The sequence below is a fragment of the Vibrio sp. 10N.239.312.C11 genome, assembly GCF_041466065.1.
GTDB lineage: Bacteria > Pseudomonadota > Gammaproteobacteria > Enterobacterales > Vibrionaceae > Vibrio > Vibrio tasmaniensis_A.
Genome location: NZ_JBFSRZ010000077.1, coordinates 1 through 15,494, shown reverse-complemented (window position 1 = coordinate 15,494; position 15,494 = coordinate 1). Strand labels below are relative to the sequence as shown.

General features: G+C 46.5%; 9 protein-coding genes. 2 read left to right on the top strand and 7 right to left on the bottom strand.

The window, feature by feature from the left end:
- Positions 1–127: 127 nt before the first annotated feature.
- Genes fruA through fruB form a run of 3 tightly spaced genes read right to left on the bottom strand, consistent with a single transcriptional unit; the run spans position 128 to position 4,024 of the window.
- A complete protein-coding gene (gene fruA, locus AB6D07_RS21355) occupies positions 128–1,888 on the bottom strand; it encodes a PTS fructose transporter subunit IIBC (protein ID WP_017103388.1) in 1,761 nt (586 codons plus the stop codon).
- A gap of 15 nt (positions 1,889–1,903) precedes the next feature.
- Positions 1,904–2,881 (bottom strand): 1-phosphofructokinase, encoded by a 978-nt coding sequence (gene pfkB / locus AB6D07_RS21350; protein WP_017103387.1) that lies wholly within the window; start codon positions 2,879–2,881, stop codon positions 1,904–1,906.
- A 9-nt stretch (positions 2,882–2,890) separates the two neighbouring features.
- Positions 2,891–4,024, bottom strand: coding sequence for a fused PTS fructose transporter subunit IIA/HPr protein (fruB, locus tag AB6D07_RS21345; protein WP_017103386.1), 1,134 nt, complete (start codon positions 4,022–4,024; stop codon positions 2,891–2,893).
- Positions 4,025–4,415: 391 nt separating this feature from the next.
- Between fruB and cra the strand changes: the two genes are divergently transcribed.
- A complete protein-coding gene (cra, locus tag AB6D07_RS21340; protein ID WP_009844886.1) occupies positions 4,416–5,420 on the top strand; it encodes a catabolite repressor/activator in 1,005 nt (334 codons plus the stop codon).
- A 56-nt stretch (positions 5,421–5,476) separates the two neighbouring features.
- Here the strand turns inward: cra and AB6D07_RS21335 are convergent, their stop codons facing one another.
- From AB6D07_RS21335 to nirB, 4 genes are all read right to left on the bottom strand, one after another.
- Complete coding sequence (locus AB6D07_RS21335) at positions 5,477–7,267, bottom strand: bifunctional protein-serine/threonine kinase/phosphatase (RefSeq protein WP_029222989.1); 1,791 nt, start codon at positions 7,265–7,267, stop codon at positions 5,477–5,479.
- Between the two features lie 167 nt (positions 7,268–7,434).
- Complete coding sequence (locus AB6D07_RS21330; protein WP_017103384.1) at positions 7,435–8,904, bottom strand: NarK family nitrate/nitrite MFS transporter; 1,470 nt, start codon at positions 8,902–8,904, stop codon at positions 7,435–7,437.
- A gap of 142 nt (positions 8,905–9,046) precedes the next feature.
- On the bottom strand, positions 9,047–9,391 hold the full coding sequence (gene nirD, locus AB6D07_RS21325) for a nitrite reductase small subunit NirD (RefSeq protein ID WP_017103383.1): 345 nt from the start codon (positions 9,389–9,391) through the stop codon (positions 9,047–9,049).
- Between the two features lie 139 nt (positions 9,392–9,530).
- On the bottom strand, positions 9,531–12,113 hold the full coding sequence (gene nirB / locus AB6D07_RS21320; protein ID WP_017103382.1) for a nitrite reductase large subunit NirB: 2,583 nt from the start codon (positions 12,111–12,113) through the stop codon (positions 9,531–9,533).
- A 471-nt stretch (positions 12,114–12,584) separates the two neighbouring features.
- Here nirB and AB6D07_RS21315 point away from each other — a divergent pair, with 471 nt between their 5' ends.
- Positions 12,585–15,182 (top strand): molybdopterin oxidoreductase family protein, encoded by a 2,598-nt coding sequence (locus AB6D07_RS21315; protein ID WP_017103381.1) that lies wholly within the window; start codon positions 12,585–12,587, stop codon positions 15,180–15,182.
- The last annotated feature ends 312 nt before the right edge of the window (positions 15,183–15,494 follow it).

Below are 15,494 nucleotides of genomic sequence, written 5' to 3'. Positions count from 1 at the left end.
CCCAGCCAAATATCCGTTCAGGTTCAAGCAATAATGCTTATCCGAACGGCATTACCTCAAATGAGGAGCCTTTGTTTTATCAAGAGCCTCTGGTTATCGGGTTGAACCGTTAACCAGAGTAGGGGGATTAAGCCTCTGCAGTCACTTTAGAATCGCTCATCTTTTTAAGAGCTGCGTAACCAAAACCTGTTACCGCTGTACCTGCTGCAATCGCCACTAGATACATAAGCACTGGAGAGATAGCGCCAGGAATTAGCAGTACGAACAAGCCGCCGTGTGGAGCCATTAGTTGTGCACCAAACATCATTGATAGAGCGCCCGTTAGTGCGCCACCTGCCATACATGCTGGGATAACACGCATTGGGTCTTTCGCTGCGAATGGGATTGCACCTTCAGAGATGAAACATAGTCCAAGAACGAATGATGCTTTACCCGCTTCGCGCTCGCCTGCTTCAAACTTGTCTTTCACTAGGAAAGTCGCAAGACCCATACCTAGAGCCGGAACCATACCTGCAGCCATGATTGCTGCCATTGGTGCGTAAGTTTGTGAAGCCAATAGACCAACACCGAACGTGTAAGCCGCTTTGTTTACTGGACCACCAAGGTCGAAACACATCATTGCGCCTAGAATCACACCCAGAAGAATCGCATTAGACGTTCCCATGTTGTTTAGGAAGTCTGTCATTGCGCTCATCACGCCTGAAACTGGACCACCAACGATGTAAATCATGACCAAACCAGTGAACAAACTCGCGATAAACGGAATGATCAGAATCGGTTTGAGGGCTTCCATGGATTGTGGAAGTTGAACCTTGTCGGCAATGAATTTTGCTGCGTAACCCGCAATGAAACCCGCTGCGATACCACCTAGGAAACCTGCGCCTGTTGAGCTAGCCAACATACCGCCGATTAGACCTGGAGCCAGACCCGGACGGTCAGCAATAGAGAATGCAATGAAACCAGCAAGAACAGGAATCATCAGTGCGAATGCAGAACCACCACCGATAGTCATCAATGCTGCTGCTAATGTGCCTTCTTCTTTGAACGCTTCGATACCGAATACGAAAGACAGTGCGATGATCAAACCACCGGCAACAACCACAGGAAGCATGTGAGATACACCTGTCATTAGGTGCTTGTACACACCTTTCTTCTCATCAGCAGGCGCTGAATTTGAAGACGCTGTGTGCTGGTATGGCTTAGCTTCAGCGAATGCTTTTTCCATCTCTTGCTTTGTTTTCTTCAAAGCAGGACCTGTTGTGGTTTTGTACAGCGCTTTGCCGTTAAAACGATCAAGAGGAACGTCGATGTCGGCAGCGATGATAACAAGATCAGCGTCTGCGATTTCTTGGTCTGTCAGTTGGTTTTTCGCACCTACAGAGCCGCGAGTTTCCACTTTGATTTGGTGACCTAGGCGTTTGCCTTCTGCTTCCAGCGCTTCAGCGGCCATAAAGGTGTGTGCAACGCCAGTTGGGCAAGCCGTAATCGCTACGATCTTTTTGCTGCCTGTACTTGCTGTTGTAGAAGAGTTTGCTGAAGTACCAGTAATTTCCACTGTAGTCTCAACTTGAGACGCGTCTAATACTGTTGCTTCTGCTACCGCTTTCTCTAGAAATGCTTTTGCATCGGCTGTGCATTCAGAGATAGCTGCTTGGTACACTTTTTTGCCAACAAAGCGCGCTTTATCAACGTTTGTGTTGGCAGCAATAACCACAACATCGCTGCTGTCGATCGTGTCTTGTGATACTGGAGAGTTAGGTAATACGCTAGATTGACATTCAATAGCGGCGTTCCAACCCAGTGTTTTTGAAGCTTGCTCTAACAAGCCTGCTGCGATGATGCTGTTTGCTACGCCACTTGGGCAAGCTGTGATGATGGTAATATTCATAATAATCCCTTTGTCCTATTTACTTGTGTCTAACTGACTAGTTGGAGCACTAAGCGCCTGTAATTGGATATTTTGTCGTACTGAATCCAGCTCTTGTTGGCTGGTTACACCCACGCCTACCTGTGAAACTGCTAGAGCAGATAGGGCGGTTGCGAATTGAATAAGTTCTGGTTTTGGCATCTGTTGCATGTGGCCCCAACATAGGCCAGCAACTAAGGTGTCACCTGCACCTACCGTGCTCACTACTTGCATGCGCGGTGGTTGAGCGTGTAACCACTCACCTTGGTTAAGCCACATCACACCTTCAGCACCAAGTGACACAACGATGTTATCGATGCCTTTTTCACTTAGGGCTTGGCCAGCGTGTTGGCATTGGTCGCGTGTAGTTAGTTCGGCGTTGAATAACTGAGATAGCTCTTCATCGTTTGGCTTGATCAGCCATGGTTGTGCATCGAGTCCCGCTTTAAGTGCATCACGGCTGCTGTCGAATAACACTTTCTTGCCCATATCGTGAAGTTTCTGAATCCACGATGCGCATAACATAGGTGAAACGCCTTGAGGTAAGCTGCCTGCAATCACGAAATATTCGTGGTCTTCAGCTAACCCGAATAGAGTGCGCTCAAACTGCTCGATGGCAATCGGTGTTACCGCTACGCCAGGGAAGTTGATGTCGCTAACTTGACCACTTTCTTCTACTAACTTCACGTTGATGCGAGTTGCGCCGTCGACACGAATAAAGCGGTCAGTTGCGCCCATCTGTTCGAACAGTTGGCAGAACGCTTCTTCGTTATTGCGACCAAGGAAGCCAGTCACTGTCACTTTTGCGCCAAGCTCTGAAAGTACTTTTGCTACATTTACGCCTTTACCCGCTGCATGCAGTGAGCTTTTGTTAACCAAGCTAACCGAACCTACGTTTAGCACATCGATGCTACCTGTCAGATCTAGAGCAGGGTTTAGGGTTACGGTAACGGCTTTGATTTGTTTATCAGACATATCGATTCCTTAACCTTCGCCAAGGCCAGAAGCGATAGCTTTGCCAATAGACTCAAGTGCTTGAGCTGCGTCTTCACCTTCAGCAACAAACTGAAGCTGATGGCCGTGTTTAACGCCAAGCGCGATTACTTTCATCAAGCTCTTCGCGTTCACTTCTTTTCCATCGCCATCTAGGTTTGATACGCGGATAGTTGATTCGAACTTCTTCGCTTCAGCGACTAACATTGCGCCCGGACGAGCGTGTAGGCCGTGTGCATTTTTGATTTTGAATACCGCGCAGTTGTCATCGTCTTGAGAAGCTGTAGAAACCGCTTCACCTTTTAGAAGGCCAATCACTTTTGCTGCGTCAGCGGTTAACAGTTGTTGCTGTTTACCTTCGAAAACCATCTTGCTTAGGTTTGCCAGAATAGATTGGTGAGCGCTGTTACAAGCAGCAAATGCCACCAATGCTTTGACTGGTGTGCCTTCGTATTCGCAATCGTTCGCTGTTGAAACGAAAGATACGCCAGTGCGAGTTACGCCTTTGTCACTGCCCAACAACCACAAGCCTTGGCCTAGGTGAGTCGGTGTTTTTGTTACTAAGTCAGCAACGAATGCATTGTCTGTGCAACCTGTGTTCTTAAGTAGGCCGCCCGCAACTGCAGACATTTGAATCATGTCGCTTGCAGGGAACAGTAGCTGAACTAAAGAAGCGTCTAGGTCTGCTTCTAGCTGAACTTCGCCATTAAGTAGGGCGATGATTTCGTCTTCTGATTTTGCTTGCTTTAATTTCTCTTCAACACCGTCTGCCGCTAGCACTTTGGTCAGTTGCTTAAGAATGCCTAAGTGCTCATCAGATTTAGCTGCAATACCAATCGCAACGTAAACACGGTTTCCGTCTGCCCAATCAATACCTTCAGGGAAGTGGTGTACCGCAACGCCTGTCTCTTTCACTAGGCCACGAGTGTCAGTCGTTCCATGAGGAATCGCGATACCGTTGCCAAGGAACGTAGAGTTCTGGTTTTCACGGTTCAGCATTCCTTCAACGTAGCCAGAGTCAACTAAGCCTTTGGCTGTTAGGTCGCCTGCAATATTTTGGATTGCTTGGAACTTATCATTGGCCGTTTGGCCTAGAGTGATGTCAGATTTTGATAATTTAAGCATGGTGCCTCTTTAGCGTATCGCTTGAGAATTTGTGTGTCGCTACGATTCCAACTAGAGCAAGAATTAGTGAACTTTACTCTTTGCTTTACTTTAGCTGAATCGGTTCAGCATTCAGTGTAAAAAAATTCAGCAAAGCCAATTTCGATTTTCAAAATAGTTTTGCTGCGTGTCGTTAATTCGGTCTGATTCGTGGATAACGAAAAGCTAAATAACGAAAGCTTATTAACAACAAATGACGCTCGATTCATTCAAAAGGATGATTGAAGTCACTTTTCAGATTTTGCTGAATCCTTTCAGCTTTTATACTGAATCGATTCAGCATATAATTCAACTAATCCAGGGATCAGATCATTCGTTATATGATCCTACGCACAAAATACAGGTCACTCATATGACACTTGATGAAATCGCTAAGTTGGCTGGAGTATCGAAAACCACAGCCAGTTATGTCATCAACGGCAAGGCGCAGAAATACAGAATCAGTGAAAAGACACAACAGAAAGTCATGGCGGTTGTAGAAGAGTATAATTACCGTCCAGACCACGCCGCTTCGTCGTTGCGAGCTGGTAATAGCCGTTCATTTGGTTTGATTATTCCGGATCTGGAAAACAGCAGTTACGCGCGTTTGGCAAAATTGATAGAGCAGAATTCACGCAAAGTGGGCTACCAGATATTGATTGGTTGTTCTGATGATGATGCTGAAACAGAACGAAAAGTGGCTGAAGCTTTGGTAAGTCGTCGTATTGATGCCTTGCTGGTTGCGAGCTCAATGCCAGACGCCAACGAGTTCTACTTAAAGTTGCAAAACTCAGGAACGCCTGTGATCGCAATTGACCGTCCGTTAGATGATGAGCACTTTGCTTGCGTACTCAGTGAAGATTTCGAAGCCGCATTTGAACTGACGCATTCGATTCTCGATGACAATATTCATAGTGTTGGTTTGATAGGCGCACTTCCTGATCTAAATATCTCACGCGAACGTCACCTAGGTTTTGAAGCTGCGAATAAAGCACATACTCAACAAACAGGGCTCGCAGAAAACAAGCCGATGGTTGTGGGTTATGGTGAGCACTTTGATAGGGAATCTGGGCGAGAGGTTTTTGAGGGTTGGATTGCAAAAGGCACGGTTCCTGATGCGATTGTGACTATGTCTTACACCTTGTTAGAGGGTGTGTTGGATGTAATGGTTGAAAAACCAGAGCTGATTAATCAAGTAAAACTGGCAACCTTTGGTGATAACCGACTGCTCGACTTCTTGCCTTTTAAAGTCCATTCACTGCCGCAGCAGTTTGAAGTAATTGCCGACAGCGCTTTTGCTTTGGCGTTAAATGCATCCGCTAAGCGTTACCAAGCGGGTATTGAACTCGTGCCGAGAAGTTTAGTGAGACGAGGCTAATTCCAGTTAGTTTAAACAAGCTAGGTTAGACTTGGACACTTAGCTCGAACTTGGAGTTAACTCGAACCAAGCAATAAGCCCAACTCTACAATGGCAACAATGCCGAGCAACAAAGCCAACACCTTCCAAAACTGGATTGGATTTCGGTTTATCAAAGGTTGCTTGGCTTTGCTTTTCACCAAACTTTGGTTTGGCGTGTAAAGGTCTGCCACAAAATCTCCCAACACTTGATGACGTTCGCTTGGTGATTCCGCGCAGGCTTTTTGTAACACCAAATCCACCCAACTGGGTAAGTCCGCTCGTTTCTGAGTGATGGGTTGGTATTCCCATTGATGGTGGCGCGATTGCTTAAGCGACTGTGCCGTCATTTCAGAGTAGGGCAATGCACCTGTTAGCATCTCATAGCCGATCACGGCGATAGAGAACAGATCAGAGCTTGTGGTGGCCGTGTTGTGCTTGATGGTCTCGGGCGCTATGTAATTGACCGCGCCTAATGGAGTGTCCTCTTTGTCGGTGAGCTCTCCCTCTTCAAGGCCTCTCACTAATACCGCACCAAGGTCGATGATTTTTACCTCACCATCACGTTGAAGCATAATGTTCTCGGGCTTTAAGTCTCGGTGCACCATGTCTGCACGTTGTAATACTCGGATGCCTTGAGTGATCTTTTCTAGTATGTCGCGCACTTCATTGAGTGACGGTTTTGGGTTGTCGTACATCCATTGTCTTAGTGTGATGCCTTCTACCCATTCGCAGATTTGATATAAGAGTTGCGAGTTCTCTGGCGTCGGGTAAACCTTCATGACTCTCTTGTTTTTTAACAAGATCCCTGCCCATTGTTCATTGAAGAAAGCTCTGAGTTGCGATGGACTATCGTGATATTGAACAGAAGGGACTTTTAACACGAACTCGGTTTGTGTCTCTTTTTGCATCACACGATACACATGGCTTCTAGAGCCTGCATACAACACCTCAAGCACCATGAAGTTGTCGATACTTTGCCCGAGCTTTAAAGCGGGTGGGATGGCACGTTTAGCCAGCTTCTCATGGAATTCAATCAGCGAAGGTTTAGGCAGATGGATGACTTGCACAATCAAGCAGCTCACGTTGTCTGAACTATTGTGGCTTAAAGCGGTATTACAGATAGTTTGTGCAGCGTATTCGAAATCCGCTCCGGGTTTATCGATGTGTTCTTTGAAGGTATTGGGAGATACAAACTCGTGCACCCCATCAGACGTTAGGATAAAGCAGTCGTTTTTCTTGATAGGCAGGGTTTGATAGTCAACGTTGAGCTGGTTGTCCATGCCTAAGGCACGTGTTAGATAATGCTTCTGCCCCATATTTTTACGGGTGTGGTCGCGGGTCAGTTGGCGTAATTCTCCATCTCTGAGTAAGTAAATGCGACTGTCGCCAACGTGGAATATATGTGCGGTGTTCGATTTTAATATCACGCTGCTGAACGTCGAAACGAGGGCATTGTGGTTCACTTGTTGCGCGGGATGAATATTAGAAACAGACGTGTTGAAGAGCCAAGAATTGAGTGAGGTTAAGACCTTTTGTGCCGAACGTTGAATGCTCCAGCTATTTGGAGTGGCGTAATAGTCGTCGATAAACTGCATCACGCTGGTGTGACTGGCTTTCTGGCCGTGTTCACTGCAACTTGCCCCGTCTGCTATACAAGCAACACTGCCTTTTAGCTCTTGCTCAGTACGAGTTTTGGGGTGCTTTACAATGATGGCGTCTTGGTTTTCATCACGTATGCCTTTATTCGAATAGCCGCCAAACTTCAAAGTCAGTTGGTTATTGGATTCTGGCGTGACGACTTGCCCTTGGCTGAATGAAATTGTCATAACTGGTCTTCTTCTTAACTGGCTGTCTTCTCATTTGCTTGAGAGCACATCTGAGGAAGAACAAAAGCCCTAGTGAACCTAGAGCCTTTGAACGTAGTCCCAAAGTGGTGAAACACACCTTGGTACCACTCCCGATTCAATAATATCAATGCTTCATAGCACTGAGACTAATTTGAAACATTAATCAGCGTGACACTGCCGTCGTCGTTTACTTCGGCTATTTGACCGTTAGGCTCTTCCATGAACAGTAGAGTTACAAAGCCAAGTACCGCTGTTGCAGCAATCACTAAGAAGAAGGTTTGGTAGCTCACGAATGACAACACAGTTAGGTAAACTACCGCACCCACGTTACCGTAAGCCCCGGTCATACCAGCAATCTGACCTGTCATACGACGCTTGATTAGAGGAACTGTTGCGAATACTGCACCTTCACCCGCTTGCACGAAGAAAGAACACGCCATCGCCGCGACAACCGCTAGCCATACAGGCCAAGTGCTGTCTACTTGACCCATTGCGAAGTAACCCACAGCAAGACCAATCGTTAGAATAAGCAGTGTTGGTTTACGACCGAATTTGTCTGAAATCCAACCACCACCTGGGCGAGACATTAGGTTCATAAAGGCATAAGCCGATGCAACCATACCTGCAAGAACCGGCGTTAATTCAAAGGTTTCAGAGAAGAACAGTGGCAGCATAGAAACCACAGCCAGTTCAGAACCAAATGTCGCGAAGTACAATACGTTAAGTACCGCAACTTGCTTGAATTTGTACTGGTGAATCTCTGGCACTTCTTCTTTAAATACGTTCTTGTTTACTTTCCAAACTTGCGACACTTCGTACACGTAAAGCGCAGCCAAACCGGCATACACAGAGTAAACCGCCATGTCAGACAACATGTTGATGTTGCTTGGTGAAAGCTTCCAAGTCAGTAGCGCTAAAGCGGCATACATAGGGATCTTCATAATAAGTAGGAAGAAAAAGTCACCCTTTGATGTCACTTCCATTGCTGTTACTTGAGCAGGCTTGAAGTAAGTTGAACCTTTTGGTGTATCTGACACGTTTTTGTAGAAGATAAACGAGAACGCTAAGCTCATTACGCCAGTAATACCAACCGCATAACGCCAGCCGTCTTCACCACCAAACGCTAGAGCGAGAGTTGGAAGTGTGAACGCTGCTGCTGCTGAACCGAAGTTACCCCAACCGCCGTAAATACCTTCTGCAGTACCCAATTCATTGTGTGGGAACCATTCAGACACAAGACGAATACCGACAACGAAGCCTGCACCGATGAAGCCTAATAGGAAACGAGCAATCGCGGCTTGAATGAAAGAGTCTGCCATAGCAAACATAAAACAAGGGATTGAACAGACGGCGAGTAGCGAAGAGTAGACCAATCTAGGGCCGTATCGGTCGGTTAACATACCAATGGCGACACGCGCCGGAATGGTTAAGGCAACGTTGAGAATAAGGAGTGTTTTGATCTCTTCAGTGGAAAGACCAAGCGAAGTTTTTACCATTTGCAGTAGTGGGGCAAAGTTGAACCACACAACAAAGGTGATAAAAAAGGCCATCCAACTTAGGTGTAAGGTTTTCATCTTACCCGTAAATGAAAGCAGCGAAAATTTTGTGTTATCCATGGTTTAAATCCTTTAAATCTGGAAAATTACCCGGTTTTAGCTCGTGCGTTACTTCCGAAATTCGAACGCATTAATGTGGCTAAACCCTATGCCGAAATTGCTCACGCCTATAAAGCGTTTACATGATGATGTCGGCGTTTAGTTAACTGGCGATAGCAAGCGGTGCGAGAACCTGTACTTGCTCTCCTTGCTTGCGAACTTCAAATTTCACGAGCTTGAGGTCTGGTTGTTCAAGGCACGCGCCAGTTTCTAAGTGGTAATGCTGCTTGTATAAGGGCGAGGCTACGTAAGGCTCTCCGCTTAATGAACCAATGATACCACGTGACATAACATTCGCCTTGCCGATAGGGTCGTAATTAGAGAGCCCATAAAGCGTGTCACTGCGCTTGCAGTAAAAAATAGCCACTTGGTTATCGTCTACTTTGGCGCAAATCCCCCCGTTTGGGGTTAGGTCCCGGGTGTTGCATACGGTTGTCCAATTTTCCATGACTTTCTCCTAGTCAAAACATAAAACTAATAATCAATTCAATTAGGGTGATAGCCGACAGCAGTTTTCTTGGGCTGAGCCACTGTCGACTATCGATATTGGGTTTAGTTGTTACTGATTCACTGACCGTCAATTCGGCTTACGAAACTTCCGTGACTTCGATTTGGTCAGCCTTGGTTAGCATTTCATCGCGTTGTGAATCTGAAGAAGAGCTCAAGCTCGGCTTAGGAAAACGCTGTTCTCGTTCTTTGATGAATGACAGGCTAGTGTCCATTTCTTCGCTGTTAATGTAGTGCTGGAAGCGTTTCATCTTTTCAGGGTTTTCGATGGTGGTTTTCCATTCACACTGGTATTTTTCGATGTTGAGGGCGATATCGGCCTCAAGTTCTTCAGCAACATTGAGCTTGTCTTCAATCACGACTTGTTTGAGGTATTCAATGCCGCCTTCAAGGTTTTCCATCCATACCGATGTGCGCTGTAGGCGATCCGCGGTACGTGTGTAGAACATCAGAATGCGGTCGATGTATTGCAGCAGGGTGGTTTCATCAAGGTCGGTAGCAAAAAGGTCACCATGGCGAGGACGCATACCACCGTTACCACAGATGTAGAGGTTCCAACCTTTGTCGGTGGCGATTATGCCAAAGTCTTTTGATTGGGCTTCTGCACATTCGCGCGTACAGCCAGAAACCGCAAACTTGATCTTGTGGGGTGAGCGTAAGCCTTTGTAGCGGTTCTCAAGTCGAATCGCTAAGCCAACACTGTCGTCGACACCGTATCGACACCAAGTGCTACCGACACACGATTTCACGGTACGTACTGACTTACCGTAGGCATGGCCTGTTTCAAAACCCGCATCGATTAGTTTTTTCCAGATGATTGGCAGTTCATTAAGTTGCGCGCCGAACAAATCGACACGCTGACCACCGGTGATCTTGGTATAAAGGTCGAACTCTTTAGCGACTTCACCAAGCACGATTAGTCTATCGGGTGTGATTTCACCGCCAGCAATACGCGGAACCACAGAGTAGGTGCCGTCTTTCTGCATGTTGCCGAGGTAGATGTCATTGGTGTCTTGCAGTTCGATATGTTGATCTTCGAGGATGTAATCGTTCCAGTACGAAGCCAAAATTGAACCGACTGCTGGCTTACACACGGTACAACCTAATCCGTTTCCGTGAGAATCTAACAACTCATCGAAGGTCTTAATCTTGTTGACGCGGATGATGTCGGTAAGCTCTTGGCGAGAATAGGCAAAGTGCTCACAGATATCGTTAGAAACCTCGACACCTAGGTTACTCAGCTCACTATCGAGAACCTGTTTAGCAAGGGCAGAACAACCGCCACAACCTGTTGAAGCATTGGTGGTTTCTTTCAACGCAGCCATCGTGGTGCAGCCTGCTGAAACGGCCTCTTTAATATCGCCTTTGGTCACATCAAAACATGAACAGATCACAGCGCTGTCTGGCAGAGCTTCAACACCCATTGCCGAACCTGAATCATCGGCCACGTTAGGTAAAATCAATACCGATGGGTTTTCAGGAAGAGGCATGTCATTTTGCTTTATTTGCAGTAGCGAACCGTAAGCCTCTGCATCACCGACCAATACTGCACCGACAATCTTTGTGCCGTCTGCCGAGATGATCAGGCGCTTATAAACTTGTTCAATTTCATCGTTATAGGTATACGACTGAGCGCCTTCCGTTTGGCCGTGTACTTCACCGATACTGGCCACATCAACGCCAAGTAATTTGAGCTTGGTACTCATGTCGGCACCAGTAAACGCAGCGTCGCTCGTTCCGCCGGAGACGATATGCGAAGCCGCGACTTTCGCCATCGAATAACCGGGTGCCACTAAGCCGAAGATCTTGTTGTCCCAAAGCGCACATTCACCAATCGCGTACACGTTGTCGATGTTGGTTTGGCAGTGATCATTAATCACGATGCCACCACGTTCGCCAATGGCAATATCAGAGCTGCGAGCTAGAGCATCTTGAGGGCGAATACCCGCAGAGAACACGATCATATCGGTTTCAAGGTGGGTGCCGTCTGCAAAGTTCATTCTGTAGCGAGCGTTCTCACCCGCGACTATCTCAGAGGTTGCCTTCTCGGTATGAACTTGAACGCCAAGGTCTTCGATCTTTCTGCGTAAAAGTGCACCGCCACCGTCATCTAACTGTACGGCCATCAGGCGAGGTGCGAACTCCACTACATGGGTTTCCAAGCCAAGGTTTTTGACTGCGTTTGCGGCTTCTAAGCCAAGCAGGCCACCACCAATCACCACGCCAGATTTACTGCCTTTACTTGAGAGTGCAATAGCGTCTAGATCTTCGATGGTGCGATAAACGTGGCAGTGTTCTTGGTCGTTACCGGGAATAGGGGGAACAAAAGGGAATGAACCGGTCGCCAGAATCAATGTGTCATAACTCTCGGTATGTCCCGATTCAGTCACAACGCACTTATTTTCAGTATCTAGTTGAGCGACTCTCGTGTTGAGAAGGTAATTGACGCCATTGCTTTGGTAATATTCTTCGCTGGTTAATGCCAAGTCATCAGCATTTCCGCGCTTGAAGTAAGCAGTCAGCTGAACTCGATCGTAGGCCAACCTTGGCTCTTCACTAAAAGTAACCACATCAAACTCATCACTGTCTGATTGCAGGATGTTGTCGATAAATTTGTGTCCAACCATGCCGTTACCAACAACGACGATTTTCTTCTTGCTCATAATCCATTCCTTATTCTCGGCGTCACCATCACTAGCATCTAATTTCTAGTCGTTAGCAGAGGAATACCGGGTTGAGATTCCACTCAATTCATAATCATCAAGAAAAACAAAAATGTTTTTCTAAGTCTTGGTTTCTAGTGGAGCAAGGAGGATGCCAGATTGCAGATTGTTCATTTAAATAAAATTTAATTTATATTTTTCAGTGGTTTAAAATTTAGCAGTGACACGTAGTTACCCCTAAAGTGGTATGTAAATTTTTTGTTAGATTTACATAAATGAGCGTTTGTGGTGCAGCTTTCCGCAAGATGGTGCAAAAATTAAGTTTCTATCTTGGTTAATTTGAATTCTATTCAGTATTGATATTTTGTTATTTATTAAGTGATTGTTTTTAATGTGAAATATTTCATTTTTGTCGACTGGTATTAAGTGGCGTGTTATTTGCTTGGTTTGAGTTATTACAATTATGGATAATTGAGCGAGAAACGGATGACCGATTCAAACAGCGGTTGGATAAAATCAACCTGTGCTTATTGTGGTGTAGGGTGTGGAATAGAAGCGAGACCGACATCGTTAGGAAAACTAGAAGTACGTGGTGATAAAGATCATCCATCAAACTATGGGAAGCTATGTACTAAAGGGATTGCGCTTGGCGATACTGTCACGCCTTTAGGGCGCCTAACACAGCCTGCTCATATTCAGAATGAGCAAAAACAAGAGCTGGATTGGAACAGTGCCACTCAGTTGGTTGCAGACAAATTCAATCAAACGATTGAAGAATTTGGAGCCGATTCGGTTGCGTTCTATGTTTCTGGTCAGCTGCTTACCGAAGACTACTATGTTGCCAATAAATTGATGAAAGGCTTCATCGGCAGTGGCAACATCGACAGTAACTCTCGCCTTTGCATGGCTTCAACCGTGGTCGGGCATAAGCGAGCATTTGGCGCAGACACAGTACCGGTTTGCTACGAAGATCTCGAGCAAGCCGATCTCGTCGTGATTACTGGCTCAAACCTCGCTTGGTGTCACCCTGTGTTATTCCAAAGGTTAAGAGCCGCCAAACAAGCCAACCCTGCATTAAAAGTGATTGTCATTGACCCGCGTTATACCGATACCTGTGAAATTGCCGACATGCACTTGGCGTTGGAATCCGGCTCAGACGTGGCACTGTTCAACGGTTTATTGGGTTACCTCGACGATAACGACAAGCTAGATTCAGACTATATAGAAAACCACACTCAAGGCTTTACTGAAGCGATTCGTTCTGCAAGTCATTATCGTTATACCGAATCAAGTAAGGGAGACAAAAGCGTTTCTGAGCTAACAGGGCTTACCGAGCAGCAACTCGAACAGTTCTACAAGTTATTTGCTTCAAACGAGAAAGTGCTCACCATCTATTCCCAAGGCGTAAACCAATCCACACAAGGGTGTGACAAGGTGAATGCCATTATTAACTGCCATTTAGCGACTGGAAAAGTCGGTAAAGCGGGCATGGGGCCATTCTCTGTAACAGGCCAGCCAAACGCAATGGGCGGCCGAGAAGTGGGCGGGCTAGCCAATACCTTAGCGGCGCACTTTGAGTTTGGTGATCCGCGATCACACCAAACCGTCAGCGAGTTCTGGCAAACCGACAGCTTAGCCACACATGCGGGCTTAAAAGCGATTGACCTGTTTGATGCCATGAATGAAGGAAAAATCAAAGCCGTGTGGATCATGGCAACCAACCCAGTCGTGAGTTTACCAGATAGCGAAAAAATCAAAGCGGCATTAGAGAAGTGTCCATTTGTGGTGGTGTCGGATTGTATTGCCGATACTGAAACCACTCGCTTGGCCGATGTGGTGCTGCCCGCGCAAGGTTGGAGCGAGAAGTCGGGCACCGTGACTAACTCTGAGCGTCGAATCTCACGCCAACGCCGTATATTACCAAGCCCAGGGGAAGCCAAACCTGATTGGTGGATATTAAAAGAAGTCGCGCAAAAAATGGGATTCAAAGAGCAGTTTGATTACCGTCACGAAGGCGAGATCTTTAAAGAATATTGCGAGATGACAGCGCTCGGCAATGAAACAGGCAAAGCGCGTGATTTATGCTTAATCGGGCTTACTCAGCTAGATGAGAAAGGCTATGGCGAACTCACTCCACAACAATGGCCAGTACTTGAATATCAACCAGAGATCATTGAGCAGCGCATGTTCACCGATGGCGAGTTCTTTACTGAATCTGGCAAAGCGCAGTTTATCGCGGTTGAGCACGACAAGCCGATTGCTGATACTAGTGTCGAATTCCCACTTATCATGAACACAGGCCGAATCCGAGACCAATGGCACACCATGAGCCGCACGGGCTTGGCCGCAGGTTTAGGCGAACACACACCAGAACCCTTTGTTGCCATGCACCCAGATACGGTTGCAGCACTTGGTTTAGAAGAGTTCGGCTTAGATGAATTTGGGCTAGATGCCTTCAACCACACCACTATTAATCCAGTGGTGAAAGTGCGTAGCGCACAAGGGGAGTGCCAAGCCCGCCTAGTGGTAACCAAAGAGATGCGCCGCGAGCAAGTATTCATGCCTATTCACTGGAATGCACCGACTGCCAAAGACAGTAAGCCGTGTGACCTGATCTTGCCTCATACCGATGCGGCATCAGGTCAACCCGAATTCAAACACACACCGGTTGTCGTAGAGCCGTGTGGTTACCGCAGTGAAGCCGCACTGGTCAGCGACAAGGTGATGGATTGCAGCGGCTTTGATTATTGGGTACGCCAAAGAGTGGAGGGAGGGTTTCTGTATCGTATTTCATCATCGAAGAACCCAATGGAGTTGGTGGTTCAGCTTGCCAACACACTCGATGCCTTACCAGAACCCAACGCAGAGGCAATTAAATCACTCCATTATCACGGCAACAAATCATTCAAGAACTACGGCTCTGCCAAGCTGGGTCAGTCTGGCGTAAAGCAAGCCTTTGTGGTGAACAGTAAGCTCGACCATCAAAGCATCGACTGGCTGGTGGAGTGCCTAACCCGAGAAGCCGATGAAGAGTTTGAAGCCGAGTTTTTGAGTACCATGGCAAAGTAGTTACTACCTCTTATTCATCCATATTTATAACGTAGACGCCGACTATCATGTCGGCGTTTTTGTTTGAGAACACGACTCCCAAGATATGAACAACTCACATATTGGGTGGTTTTCTGCATTTTGATGAAACTATATGGAAAATTTCTGCTTTCCGTCATGTTTGACGCAGGAATAAGTAGGTAAGATTATGTTATTAAATCAGTTATTGGATTAAGTGCAGTGTGTCTTGGAAACTAGGAAGAATTGGTTCAGGGACAAAATGCAGAATTTTTCTGTCTAAAATAGCTGTTGAACTAAGCCGCTTCGCGGAGG

Excerpts from the sequence above, each read along its gene's own strand:
- pfkB (WP_017103387.1), bottom strand. The coding sequence starts at position 2,881 with ATGTCTGATAAACAAATCAAAGCCGTTACCGTAACCCTAAACCCTGCT.
- cra (WP_009844886.1), top strand. The coding sequence starts at position 4,416 with ATGACACTTGATGAAATCGCTAAGTTGGCTGGAGTATCGAAAACCACA.
- AB6D07_RS21330 (WP_017103384.1), bottom strand. The coding sequence starts at position 8,904 with ATGGATAACACAAAATTTTCGCTGCTTTCATTTACGGGTAAGATGAAA.
- fruA (WP_017103388.1), bottom strand. The coding sequence starts at position 1,888 with ATGAATATTACCATCATCACAGCTTGCCCAAGTGGCGTAGCAAACAGC.
- fruB (WP_017103386.1), bottom strand. The coding sequence starts at position 4,024 with ATGCTTAAATTATCAAAATCTGACATCACTCTAGGCCAAACGGCCAAT.
- AB6D07_RS21335 (WP_029222989.1), bottom strand. The coding sequence starts at position 7,267 with ATGACAATTTCATTCAGCCAAGGGCAAGTCGTCACGCCAGAATCCAAT.
- nirB (WP_017103382.1), bottom strand. The coding sequence starts at position 12,113 with ATGAGCAAGAAGAAAATCGTCGTTGTTGGTAACGGCATGGTTGGACAC.
- nirD (WP_017103383.1), bottom strand. The coding sequence starts at position 9,391 with ATGGAAAATTGGACAACCGTATGCAACACCCGGGACCTAACCCCAAAC.